Below are 12,924 nucleotides of genomic sequence, written 5' to 3' on the forward strand. Positions count from 1 at the left end.
TCATAAGTCCTACAAAAACATACAAAAGCCAGCCGTGTGTGTCAACGGCTGGCAAGATTCGACTTATGGAATTATGGGTGATTATCCGCGCTTGAACCCTTCTCCAAGTACTTCATTCGCATTTACAACGATTACGAAGGCTGAAGGATCAACGCTTTTTACATATTGTTTTAATTTCGTAACTTCATATTGTGCAACAACGACCATCAGCATCGGCCGCTCATCCTGCGTGTAACCGCCAAATGCATTGATCTTCGTAACACCGCGATAGATGTGAGTAAGGATGCCTTGACGCAGCTCTTCTTCTTGATCAGAAATGATAAGCGCCATTTTTGACGTCCCCAGTCCAATCTGCACAACATCGATCGTTTTTGCAGTAATAAACATCGCGATTAGCGCGTAAAGTGCTTGTTCGATTCCGAAGATAAAAGCTGATGCAAGTACGATCGTTCCGTCAATAAATAGGATAATCGTACCGAGTGAGACCCCGATATATTTGTGGATGATCTGTGCGAGGAGGTCCACTCCCCCTGTTGATGCTTTTCCTCGGAACACGATCCCAAGTCCCGCACCGATTCCAAGACCACCGAAGATCGCACCTAAGAGGGGTTCTTGTGTAGCCGCTCCCCACTCTTCAAAGATAAAAACGAAGAATGGCAGCACAAGTGTTCCGACAAGCGTTTTTGCGCCGAATCTTTTTCCAAGGAAGAAAAGTCCTGCGATGAACAGCGGTATGTTGAGACTCCACTGCACATAAGAGGGTTTCCATTGGAAGAGTCCGTATAGGATTGTTGAGATACCGCTCACTCCACCCGAAGCGATTTCGTTAGGTAGCAGGAACACCGAGAATGCCAGAGCCACAAGCCCTGAGCCGATTACAACATAAATATATTCTAAAATAAGTTCCACTGTCGGGTGCAAGATTCCACCACGTCTTTTTCTCATTGCCATCATCATAGCTGTCTATAAACCTCAAACTTTCATAAGGAATTTCAGATTTCTTTCAAACGCAAAAAGTATACCAAGCCTAGTATGCCCTTGTAAATGAGACCTTAGTGCCGCGGTGATGGGGTGAAGTGGGTGATTTATGGATGGGAAATTGAATAGGTGCGAACTGGCGGGGCCAGTTCGGTCGTTTTTGTTGTTTTGTTTAACTATGGGGAGTCTCGATTTTGTCGTAGAGTGTCGACTCGTGGTTATATTTCATTTTAAGTGGGATTCTCAAAATTAAGCCAGGAATTAATCCATTTAACGTGGGATTAATTGTCTTTTCCGTGGGATTATCAACTAACTGCTAACTTTTCGGGTAAACTGGCTTTTTACTAAAACGTAAGAATGCGGCATTATCTATTTACATTTGAAAGGAGTTGGATGGTATAGAAAATAATAAGCGGAAATCTCCTATTTTGATAAAAAAAATGAACACTTTATTAAAAAGAATACCTCTTCAGCAGTTTAAAAGAAAAGATGTAGAGGAATTTCTCGCAAAACAGATGGCTGGTATACGTGGAGAACTCTCCATGGATTATTTTTATCGTTATCTCCCCCAAGAAGGAGTTAAATTCCTCCATAACATTAGAATTCTTCATCAAGATTATTATTTTCAGATTGATACCCTTATTATTACTTCAAAATTTTTTCTCATATTAGAAATTAAAAATATCGCAGGGCATATTTACTTTGATAATCTCTTTTCACAGGTTATTAGATTAAATGATGGCAGAAAAGAGTCATTTGATGATCCAATTCAACAAACAGAAAGACAAGCTTACCACTTATCAGAAATTTTATTGCATAACAAAGTTCCGTTTATTCCAATAGAAGCATTAGTTGTAATTACCAATCCTAAAACGCTTGTTGAAAGCGCACCCGGTCATAAGGAAGCTATTAATAAAGTGATTAAAAGTGGTGATTTAAAATGGAAGTTTGATGATCTGAATAGAAAACATGCGAAAGAAGTGCTGTCTAAAAAAGATATCAAAAAAGTTAGCAGGGTTCTTACAAAACTGCACACACCTTATAATCCTGATGTTTGTAGTCTGTTTAAGATTGATAAAAACGAACTTATCAAAGGTGTGCTGTGTTTAGATTGTGAGCATATTACTTTAGTACGAACAAAAAGAAGCTGGTATTGTATAAATTGCAATCAATATTATAAAGATGCTCACATCCATGCTTTAAAAGATTATGCCCTGTTGATCTCAACTGAAATTACAAATAAAGAGTTTAAGGATTTTCTCAATCTTCCAACCAGCAGTCAAGCCTATCATTTACTTAAGGCACTTTATCTCCCTTACTCTGGATCGACAAAATCGCTTAAGTACGACTTAAAACCCCTTTTAGACGAATAAAAACGGAGTGGCTGCTGGACACTCCGCTCCTTATTTATTATGAAGGTCTTTTCATCTGTACAACTTTTTCTTCCTGTTCCTCTAAACGTTCAGCTACAAGCTTCTTTCGGTACACCCACCTTGATAGCATGATGCTGATCTCATACAGGACGAGAAGCGGTATCACCACGAGAAAATCTGACACAAGGTCTGGCGGTGTGATCAACACGGCCACGACGACGAGTGCAAAGTATGAGATCTTACGTGCTTTTGCCAGCATAATAGGATTGATGATTCCGAGTGAAGTCAGGAACATCACCACGAGCGGGATCTCAAACAGAAATCCAAACGGCAGTGTCAAGTTCAGCATGAACTTGAAATATTTTTCCGATGTGAAAAAGGTTTGGAAGTTCCCTTCAGATAGTCCGAGCAAAAAGTTTAGCACCATCGGATAAACCACGAAATAGCCAAATGACAACCCTAGCAAAAATAATAGAAACAAAGCGGGAATGTACGACAGCGTCACCTTTTGTTCTTTTTTATCCAATGCCGGCTTAATGAACATCCACGTTTGATGAGCAGCAACCGGAATGGTGAGTGCGATCGCAATTACGCCGGATATCATGAAATAGACCCAAAGAATTTCACTTGGTCCGAGGACCGCAAGCTGCTGGTCCAGATCGCGAATCAGCCAGCTGTAGATCGGCTCCACATAGAAAAAGGACACTGCGAGAACCGTCATGAACATAGCGAGCGTTATGATGATCCGTTTTCGAAGTTCACCCAGATGTTCCACAAAGTACATCTCTTCTGGTTTCACAACTTTTGCCTCCTTCCTCTTTTTAATGAAGAAAAGATGCAAGCTTGCTATTGCGGCCCGCATCTTCCCTCACTAAATCTCATTATTTTGACTGCGGTTTTTCTTCTTTTTCATCAGAAGACATTAAATCTTTTGCAGAACTCTTAAATTCACGAAGCGTGCTTCCGAATGCGCGTCCGATCTCCGGCAGTTTTGATGGCCCAAAGATGATAAGCGCGATGATTAAGATCAGAATCAAGCCTGGTACTCCGATGTTAGTAAAACCCATGTGGATCGCCTCCTTAGAATTTGTTACTCATTAAAACTTAAAGCCAGTGATCGCCACTACTGATGGACGCGGTTGGTTGCCTCCGCGAACTTGCGGCCATGTGCTTGTCGGATTTGCTTTATCTTCTGTTTCCTCACCTGGATGCTGCACAGAAAGGAATAGTGTTCTTTCATTTGGTGTAAAAGATGGTCCCGTCAATTCTGCTTCTTTTGGAGCTGATGCGAACTGGAATGCAACTCCCTTGTCTGGACCGACTGTCGGAATCATGAACATGCCGTTGTTTTTGAAACTCGTCCACGCAGCAGAGTTCAGTTTGCTGGATGAAATATCAGTTACGGTCCAAAGGTTCGCGTTTGAATCAAACGTTAGGTTATCTGGTGCACTGAATCCACTTTGGCGTCCGCCAGCTGCAAAGATTTCAAAGTCGAATTCCTCTGCGCCATGGTCTCCGTCTTTTTCAAAAAAGCGTGTGATGTGTCCGTGAATGTTTCCGTGCTTATCATTGTTTGTGTGTGCGATGAACACTGTTTGATCTAGTGGTGAAATCTCAACATCTTCCGGACGGTCTGTTGGTGTTGCGCCTAGTAAGATGGCAGCGTCATGTGCATTCACAACGACATCAGCTTGTGTTTTGAACTTTTCTAGAAGTTCAGCGTTTCCTGCTGCTTTTTCACGAACAGCTTCAATCGTTATTGCTACCCACTTGCTCTTTTGCAGATCAGCTGCGTAAAGTGTTCCTTCTTCTAAAAGCTTGCTGTTTTCTTTGCCTTTCGCTTCCACATACTTACCTTTACTCACAAACTTGTACACGCACGCATCTTTTTTATCGTCACCCATATAAACGACTACGCGTCCGTCTTTCGCGAGGCCCATGCTCGCATTTTCGTGATTGAAGCGGCCAAGAGCTGTGTGCTTTCTTACTTTGAAATTCGGGTCGAACGGGTCTACTTCAATCACCCAGCCGTAGTGAGTTTGGTCTAAACCAGCCGCTTCTGAAGTATCTTCATAGTTTTCTTCACATGACATGACCGTGTTCCAAAGTGTACGTCCGCCTGAACAGTTCGCAAATGTTCCCTGTACAGAAGTGGCTCCAGATACGGCAGCGTTTCCTTTAGCTGGCCCCGTCAACGCGAAAGGTGTTAAACCTGTTACACGGCGTGCAAGTTCAGAATCTTTGTTCAGCGTCCACTTGCCGTTTTTAACTTGAACTTCAATAATGGAACCGCCTTGGTTGTATAGCATTTTTTCGATTTGAGCTGCGGTATATTTGTCGCCATTTTTTTCGCCTTCTACATATAAAGGGTTCGTGTATTCATGGTTCACCCAAAGCAAACCGTGTTCGCTTGAGTCCTCGATCGGAAAGTACATTGTAAAATCGTTGTTGAATCCAAATGTGTCGCCTTTTTTATTGATCACATCACCGTAAGATGCGATTACTTCATATTTATAACCTTTTGGAAGAACTAGGTCGTCTTTATCTGTTGGTGCGATCGGGTGAAACTTAAATCCTTTTTTGCGAGGCTTCATGCGCATTAAGCTGTCTGATTGAGCATTCGCTTTGTCTGTTAGCACTCCTAAACCAGAAGTTGCTGCTGCAAGTGCTGTTGCCCCTGTTCCTAAATACGTTAAAAAGGTTCTTCTATCCAATGGTTTCTTTTCCACTCCGTTTTCCCCCTAGGACCAATAATTTATCTTGCACCTTTAAGGATAAAGCGGAATTGTTAAGCCACTATGTAGGGCATTTAAACAAATGTTTAAGGTTTTCTAGATTTTTCTAAAAATTGTGAAGAGGCGGTCAAAAATTCCGAACTGTTTGCGATAGCATTGGATTAACCATTGAACAACTGTTTAAAAAAATATATCTACACATGAAGGTATCGTTTGTAAAACTTCTAAGTTGGGAAAATAGCTTTATAAATGTAACGCTAAATGATATCAGCATCCTATGATTTTCCCAATATACTTCCTTCTGTTTATAGGTATAATTAACCATAAGGTACTTTTATTGAGGTGAAGCGATGGATATAGAAGTAGGAAGTCGTGTCGTTTATAAAGGTGTTGAGTACCAAGTGGTGTGGATTTACGAGAATGGGAATGTGGAGATTGCAAAAAAGGGGCAGCAAAATAAGATTGACCTTGTTACAAAGAATGCTCTCACAAAATTAGACTAAAAAAAACTTCCGAAGCATGGGGCTCGGAAGTTTTTTAAATTTGGCTGTTTTTGTAAGCTTCGTTACAACTAAGAGTGGTTGATTTCCGCTCCAGGTACTCGCTTTCCGGGGGGGGGGGGCGTGCGGTGAGCCCACTCGTCGCTTTACGCCGATAGGAGTCTCAATGAAGCATGTGTGCTCCTGCGTCTAAAAGCAACTCCTAACGAAGCGAGCTTCCTCGTCGCATGCCCTGCGAGAAGAATATTCAGGTAGTTGGCACGCTGATCCCCCAGGAGTCTCGCACCTTGCGCTCCAATCAACTTGCAGATGAAGTCTTAAAGATAAAAAGCAATAAGAACCGTAAGCATTTTACAGTTTAGAACGTAGATAAGAATCAATAAACGGCGTGATCTCGCCATCCATTACGGATTGCACGTTACCTACCTCAGTGTTTGTACGGTGGTCTTTTACTAAGCTGTACGGGTGGAAAACGTATGAGCGGATCTGGCTTCCCCAGCCGATTTCCTTCTGTTCGCCGCGGATTTCAGCCAATTGTGCCTGCTGTTCTTCCAAACGGCGCTGAACAAGCTTTGCCATTAACATCTTCATCGCACGTTCACGGTTCTTGATCTGAGAACGCTCTGTCTGACAGGAAACAATCGTGTTCGTTGGTGTATGTGTAATACGAACGGCAGAATCCGTCGTGTTAACGTGCTGACCGCCCGCACCTGACGCACGGTACGTATCGACCTTCAAATCCTCTGTGCGGATTTCGATCTCGGTATCATCCGTGATCTCAGGCATTACTTCACATGAAACGAATGATGTATGACGGCGGCCTGACGAATCAAACGGCGAAATACGAACTAAACGGTGAACCCCTTTTTCTGCCTTCAAATAGCCGTATGCGTTATGCCCTTTAATGCTCAACGTTACGGATTTTACACCAGCTTCGTCACCAGGAAGATAGTCCAGTGTTTCCACTTTATAGCCTTGGCGCTCAGCATAACGAGTGTACATGCGAAGCAGCATGGACGCCCAGTCTTGAGATTCCGTACCACCCGCACCTGGGTGAAGTTCCAGGATCGCGTTGTTTTTATCGTAAGGTTCGTTTAATAAAAGCTGAAGCTCGAAGTCGTTCAGTTTTGCGATCAGTTCTTTTGTATCTTTAACAAGCTCTTTTTGCATGTCAGCATCTGCTTCTTCTTTCACAAGCTCGTGTGCGATTTCCAGGTCTTCATAGGAAGAAGCCAGTTCCTCGAATTCATTTACCTGCTCTTTTAATCCGTTCGCTTCATTAATAACAACTTGTGCTGCATTTTGGTCATCCCAAAACGTTGGTGCACTCATCTGTTCGTCTAGTTCAGCAATGCGTGCTTTTTTTGCATCGAGGTCAAAGAGACCCCCTAAAGTCGTTGATACGTTTTTCAATAACGTTGAGTTCTTGCTTTACTTCTACTAAATCCATAATCTCTGCACCTCATTTTATGATTGTAGCTACTTTTTAACGTATGCTATTGAATGTAAAAAATTCTTTGGGCTGAAAACATGCGCAAAGAGAGCCCCGAAGAGACTCTCTTCACTCACAGAACTGAATTATTCCTGCTCAGCACCATGACATTGTTTGTATTTTTTACCGCTTCCGCAAGGACATGGATCGTTACGCTTAATGTCCTGCTTTTTGCGTACTGGTTTCTTTTTAGAAGCTTCAGCCTTGTCGCTTGGAACGACAGCTTTACCTTCAGCCACTTGTTCACGCTGCATGTTTTGTTCGATCTGCGATTTTAGAATGTAAGTCGTAACTTCCTCTTCGATCGCAGCAACCATCGCTTCGAACATCTCGAAGCCTTCGAACTGGTACTCACGCAACGGATCTGTCTGGCCGTAAGCACGAAGGTGAATCCCCTGACGAAGCTGTTCCATCTGGTCGATGTGATCCATCCACTTGCTGTCAACCGAACGAAGGATAACCGCTTTTTGGAATTCAGCGATCTGCTCTGCAGGCAGCTGCTTTTCTTTTTCAGCAAACGCCGCATGAACTTTCGTTTGGATCTTCTCGATGATTTCTTCGCGATCTAGACCGTAGAAATCTTTTTCCGTAAACACAGGCTCTGTGAACATCACCCCATTCACATAATCCGTGATTTCTTTCGTGTTCCACTCTTCCTGAACTTCCGATTCAGGCGTGTGAACCGTTACGATGCGGTCGATTGTAGAATCGATCATCCGCAGTACAATATCGCTCAAGTTCTCAGCATCCAGTACGTCCTGACGCTGAGCGTAGATGATCTCACGCTGCTGACGCATAACATCATCATATTGTAAAAGCTGCTTACGAGCATCGAAGTTTGAACCTTCCACTCGTTTTTGTGCAGATTCAACAGCTTTTGTAACCATTTTAGACTCGATCGGAGTATCTTCATCCATGCCAAGACGCTCCATCATCGTCATCAAGTTATCAGAACCGAAACGTTTCATCAATTCATCTTCCATAGAGATGTAGAAACGAGATGAACCTGGATCTCCTTGACGACCAGCACGTCCACGAAGCTGGTTATCGATACGGCGTGATTCGTGACGCTCTGTACCTAAAATGTGCAGACCTCCAACTTCAATAACACCTTCGCCAAGCTTGATATCCGTACCACGACCGGCCATGTTTGTCGCGATTGTAACCATGCCAAGCTGACCCGCGTTTTCGATGATCTCTGCTTCGCGCTCATGGTTTTTCGCGTTCAAGACGTTGTGCTGAATTTTACGCTTTGTTAAAAGCTGTGAAAGCAATTCAGATGTTTCAACGGCAACCGTACCAACAAGAATCGGCTGGCCAGTCTTATGGCGCTCTTCGATTTCAGCGGCAATCGCCTTGAACTTCCCTTGCATCGTTTTATAAATTAAATCTGCTCGGTCATCACGTGCGATCGGACGGTTCGTTGGAATCACGATTACATCCATGTTGTAAATGTTGCGGAATTCCTCTTCTTCCGTTTTCGCCGTACCTGTCATACCCGAAAGCTTGTTGTACATACGGAAGTAGTTCTGGAACGTGATCGTCGCAAGTGTCATGCTCTCGCGCTGGATTTCAAGACCTTCCTTCGCTTCAATCGCCTGGTGAAGTCCGTCGCTGTAACGGCGTCCAGCCATCAAACGTCCTGTGAACGGGTCAACGATTACGATTTCGCCGTCTTGAACAACGTAATCCACATCGCGTTGCATGATGATGTTCGCTTTTAACGCTTGGTTGATGTGGTGATTTAGTGTTACATGCTGATAATCATAAAGGTTATCAATCGAGAACATCTGCTCAGCACGATTGATTCCCTCTTCCGTCAGCTGTACGTTCTTCGTCTTTTCATCTACTGTATAATCCGTATCTTTTTTCAGCTGGCGCACAAACATGTTTGCCATCTGATAAAGCTGGGTAGATTTCTGTGCAGAGCCAGAAATGATCAGCGGGGTACGCGCTTCATCGATTAGGATGGAGTCAACTTCATCGACGATCGCAAAATTGCGGCGCTGAACCATTTGCTCTTTGTAAACCACCATGTTGTCACGCAGATAATCGAAGCCGAACTCGTTGTTCGTACCATATGTGATATCTGCCGCATACGCTTCACGCTTTTCCTCTTTTGAAAGGTCAGAAACGTTTAGTCCAACCGTCAAACCTAAGAAATTGTATAACGGCCCCATGATTTCAGAGTCACGGCGAGCCAAATATTCGTTGACGGTTACAACGTGAGCGCCTTTTCCGTCAAGCGCATTCAAATAGACCGGCATGGTCGCTACGAGCGTTTTACCTTCACCGGTTTTCATCTCAGCAATATTACCTTCATGAAGTGCAACCGCACCCATAATCTGTACGGGATAATGGCGCATGTTCAATACACGAGCTGACGCTTCGCGCACAGTCGCAAATGCTTCTGGCAGCAAGTCATCTAAAGACTCGCCTTTTTCAATGCGGCTTTTAAATTCAGCCGTCTTACCTGCAAGAGCTTCATCGTTTAACGCTTTAAACTCTTCTGCTAACGCTTCTACTTTTTCAGCGATTCTTTCATATCTATTTAGCGTCCGATCATTGGAACTTGGAAAAATCTTTTTCAAAATGCTAATCATCCGATAAACGCTCCCTGTTCTCGAGAATTATATACCACTTCTATTCTACCAGTTTGTGAAACGAGCCACAAGAAATCCCAAATCTTTTCATCTGAATTGTAGCATCCACTAGTATGTTAATTCCTATTTATGTGAAATTTTCTATAGTTTAAGAAGACACAAAACCTAAATTTTGGTAAAATAATAAAAAGGTTGCTGGGAGGTTCTTAATGGAAAAAGCGGAGTTAGAAAGGAATAGCGCCAGCGAACAAAAGGTGCGCAGCGAAAAAAACAAAACAATTATTCTGACGCTTGTTTTGAGCTTTTTTATTATTGGGGGTCTCGGAACGTGGGGGTATTATGAGCTTTTTGGTACAAAATCAGCATCAGAGTTTGATCTTCCTTCAAATGAAGAAGTGATGGATGCGGAAAAAACGAGCGGTACTTCGATCTACAAGCCCACTTTAGAAGTTCCCGTTACGGAAATCCGGCGGCGGATTAATGTCATGCATGAGTTCTGGAACCGCGAACTAGGGTTTAATGCTTGGAATAACTATAGTATTGCTAGAAATAAGGAAGAACTGATGGATGTGAAGGAAGATATACAAAACAAAATCTATCCTTTCGTGTCTGGCCCATTGAAAGCTGATATGGAAACTGCCATTATAAAAATAGATTCAAGCATGAAATCTGATAGTGTTGAACCGCTAAAAGGAGTTCACCGCATTTTTCATGATCTTGATATTACACTGAACGGCTATAAACAAGATGGTGTGTATTGGGAAGTAACCGAAACGTGGGAATGGTTTCAGAAAGCACATTGATGATTTGCAACTTTATAAAATAGCTGTTATGATAAATCTAGTTATTTTTGTTCGGTGTAATCAATAGTTTGAAATATAATTTTCTTCTTGAGAATAGATTTGGGCAAGGATAGTAATACATTGTGTGGTAACGCACTAGGAGGCAACAAACATGGAACAAGGTACAGTAAAATGGTTTAACGCAGAAAAAGGTTTTGGATTTATCGAACGCGAAAACGGAGACGACGTATTCGTACATTTCTCTGCAATCCAAACTGATGGCTTCAAGTCTTTAGACGAAGGTCAAAAAGTAACTTTTGAAGTTGAGCAAGGTGCTCGTGGAGCTCAAGCTGCTAACGTTCAAAAAGCATAATCTTATATGATTATATGAACAGACCCTCTTTTGGGTCTGTTTTTTTGTTGTTTTGAAAAAGCTGTTTTCGTAAACTGTTGGAATTTGAAAGGGTTGATTTCCGCTCCAAGATGCTCGCTTTCCGCGGGGCGTGCGGTGAGCCCGCCGGAGTCTCGCACCTTGCGCTCCAATCAACTTGTCAATGAAGGGGCTCAAAAACAAAAGTGCTCAAAATGATAAATAAAAAACCCCGCTCAAAAAGTTGAGCAGGGACATGGTACAGGTAAAATAAAAAATTTAATGCATTAAAGGTTATACCTAGTATAACATACTAAGTACTTTAATAGTGTTATTACAAATGCATTGCCTCCAAACTGGATGGGAGCAATGCCTTTTTTTCTTAAGTAGCCGGTGTCATATAATGATCTTTCAGCTGGTCACGTAATGTTCGCTTTAAGAACTTCCCGACCGATGTCTTCGGGATCTCCTCCATGAACACGATATCGTCTGGAATCCACCACTTCGCAAATTGCGGCTTCAAATATTCCATAATATCTTCTTTTTGCACTTTTCCTTTTGCTTCAGGTTTCAAGACCACACACGCTAGCGGGCGCTCCTGCCATTCTGGGTGCGGAACCGCGATAACAGATGCTTCAAAAACATCCGGGTGAGCCATGATCGCATTTTCTAAATCTACCGACGAGATCCACTCCCCGCCGCTCTTGATCAGATCCTTCGTTCTGTCTACAATCTTCACGAAGCCCTCTTCATCAACGGTTACAACATCTCCGGTATAAAGCCAGCCATCGACAAAGGTCCCTTCCGTCCGGTCATCGTTATAATACTCATCAGCAATCCAGTTGGAGCGGAGCAGCAACTCACCCATCTCGTTACCGTCCCACTTCACTTCACCGTTCGCGCCGATTACTTTCATCTCAACACCTTGGACTACATAGCCCTGTTTTGCTTTGTAATCTAATTTCGTTTCTTCGTCCAAATCCATTTGATAAGTTTTCAGACGCGTTGCAATTACGAGCGGACTCGTTTCGGTCATTCCATAGGCGTGCATGAACGGAATGTTATGTTTTTCCTGGAACGTTTTAATCATTCCTTTAGGCGCAGCTGATCCCCCACAAATAACAGCTCTAAGACTAGAAGTATCATAACTTTTCTGCTCGAGTTCTTGTAGAAGACCCATCCAGATCGTTGGTACACCTGCCGCAAAGGTTACTTTTTCCATCTCGATCAGTTCCGCTAAAAGCTGTGGCGTGAATCTCGGTCCAGGCATCACTTGTTTCGTACCGAACCAGGTTGCCGCATACGGAAGTCCCCAAGCATTTACGTGGAACATCGGCACAACCGGCATACAAACATCACTTTCTGAAACAGAACCGCCATCAACAAGTCCGAGTGACATGGAGTGAAGTACAGTCGAGCGGTGCGTGTACGTTACACCTTTTGGATTTCCAGTAGTTGCAGACGTATAGCACATTCCAACAGGGTCGTTCTCATCAATATTTTGAGGGAACTCATAAGCTGGGTCACCTGTTTCTAGAAGTTTTTCATAATGATAAAGCGGCTGAAGCGGTGACTTTGGCAGCTCATCTTCATCAGTCATTAAAATAAATGCTTTTACGTTCGGAATATGGTCTTTTATGGCTTCAACAAGAGGAAGAATGTCCTGATCGATCAATAAAATCTGGTCATCGGCATGATTGATAATGTATGCGATATGCTGAGGGGAAAGTCGGATATTAATCGTGTGAAGTACAGCCTCCACACCCGGGATGGCAAAATATGCTTCTAGGTGGCGGTGGTGGTTCCATGCGAGCGTACCAACGCGCTCACCCTTTTGAACACCAAGCCGCTTAAGCGAACTCGACAACCTGCGGGTCCGTTCCCCGATTTCCCGGTAACTGAACTTGCGAATCCCTGACATTGTGCGGCTCGTTACTTCTTTTTTAGCAAAATAACGTTCCGCATGCTCCATCATACTCGTTACTCGAAATGGCACATTCATCATCATAACTGCTACTCCTCCTTTAATATAAACAAATCCAATGTTGTAAGCGCTATCACTACTCAACTAGTTCACCTTACCTAGGAGGA

The 12,924-nt window shown here is 43.1% G+C and carries 11 protein-coding genes; 4 read left to right on the top strand and 7 right to left on the bottom strand.

Annotated elements, in window-relative coordinates; genetic code table 11:
* Window positions 1-81: 81 nt before the first annotated feature.
* A complete protein-coding gene (locus UN64_RS04055; protein ID WP_077361130.1) occupies window positions 82-945 on the bottom strand; it encodes a YitT family protein in 864 nt (287 codons plus the stop codon).
* Between the two features lie 422 nt (window positions 946-1,367).
* Here UN64_RS04055 and UN64_RS04060 point away from each other — a divergent pair, with 422 nt between their 5' ends.
* On the top strand, window positions 1,368-2,351 hold the full coding sequence (locus UN64_RS04060; protein ID WP_171978788.1) for a nuclease-related domain-containing protein: 984 nt from the start codon (window positions 1,368-1,370) through the stop codon (window positions 2,349-2,351).
* A gap of 37 nt (window positions 2,352-2,388) precedes the next feature.
* Here the strand turns inward: UN64_RS04060 and tatC are convergent, their stop codons facing one another.
* From tatC to UN64_RS04075, 3 genes are all read right to left on the bottom strand, one after another.
* Window positions 2,389-3,135 carry a twin-arginine translocase subunit TatC gene (gene tatC, locus UN64_RS04065; protein ID WP_425590094.1) on the bottom strand — a complete coding sequence of 249 codons (747 nt, stop codon included), beginning with the start codon at window positions 3,133-3,135 and terminating at the stop codon, window positions 2,389-2,391.
* A 97-nt stretch (window positions 3,136-3,232) separates the two neighbouring features.
* On the bottom strand, window positions 3,233-3,418 hold the full coding sequence (gene tatA / locus UN64_RS04070; protein WP_066292809.1) for a twin-arginine translocase TatA/TatE family subunit: 186 nt from the start codon (window positions 3,416-3,418) through the stop codon (window positions 3,233-3,235).
* 30 nt (window positions 3,419-3,448) lie between these two features.
* Entirely contained in the window at window positions 3,449-5,080 is a 1,632-nt protein-coding gene (locus tag UN64_RS04075) for a PhoX family protein (protein WP_245801953.1), read from the bottom strand.
* Between the two features lie 356 nt (window positions 5,081-5,436).
* Here UN64_RS04075 and UN64_RS20775 point away from each other — a divergent pair, with 356 nt between their 5' ends.
* Complete coding sequence (locus UN64_RS20775; RefSeq protein WP_171978789.1) at window positions 5,437-5,589, top strand: hypothetical protein; 153 nt, start codon at window positions 5,437-5,439, stop codon at window positions 5,587-5,589.
* Window positions 5,590-5,937: 348 nt separating this feature from the next.
* On the opposite strand, the gene prfB is transcribed toward UN64_RS20775, so the two are convergent.
* Together prfB and secA are read right to left on the bottom strand one after the other, a co-directional pair.
* Window positions 5,938-7,036, bottom strand: a protein-coding gene (gene prfB / locus UN64_RS04080) for a peptide chain release factor 2 (RefSeq protein ID WP_242611818.1) whose coding sequence is annotated in 2 segments (ribosomal slippage) — window positions 5,938-6,972 and window positions 6,974-7,036 — 1,098 coding nt in all. Because the reading frame shifts where the segments join, the coding sequence is not laid out codon by codon here.
* A gap of 128 nt (window positions 7,037-7,164) precedes the next feature.
* Complete coding sequence (gene secA, locus UN64_RS04085) at window positions 7,165-9,681, bottom strand: preprotein translocase subunit SecA (protein WP_077359952.1); 2,517 nt, start codon at window positions 9,679-9,681, stop codon at window positions 7,165-7,167.
* A gap of 209 nt (window positions 9,682-9,890) precedes the next feature.
* On the opposite strand from secA, the gene UN64_RS04090 reads away from it, so the two are divergent.
* Window positions 9,891-10,484 carry a hypothetical protein gene (locus UN64_RS04090; protein WP_077359954.1) on the top strand — a complete coding sequence of 198 codons (594 nt, stop codon included), beginning with the start codon at window positions 9,891-9,893 and terminating at the stop codon, window positions 10,482-10,484.
* A gap of 151 nt (window positions 10,485-10,635) precedes the next feature.
* The gene (gene cspC, locus UN64_RS04095; RefSeq protein ID WP_077359956.1) at window positions 10,636-10,836 is read left to right on the top strand and encodes a cold shock protein CspC; all 201 of its coding nucleotides are present in this window, start codon (window positions 10,636-10,638) and stop codon (window positions 10,834-10,836) included.
* Window positions 10,837-11,215: 379 nt separating this feature from the next.
* Here the strand turns inward: cspC and UN64_RS04100 are convergent, their stop codons facing one another.
* Window positions 11,216-12,841, bottom strand: a complete 1,626-nt coding sequence (locus UN64_RS04100; protein ID WP_077359958.1) for a long-chain fatty acid--CoA ligase — start codon at window positions 12,839-12,841, stop codon at window positions 11,216-11,218.
* Between the last annotated feature and the right edge of the window lie 83 nt (window positions 12,842-12,924).

Origin of the sequence: Fictibacillus arsenicus, assembly GCF_001999465.1 — a bacterium.
Lineage (GTDB): Bacteria > Bacillota > Bacilli > Bacillales > Fictibacillaceae > Fictibacillus > Fictibacillus arsenicus.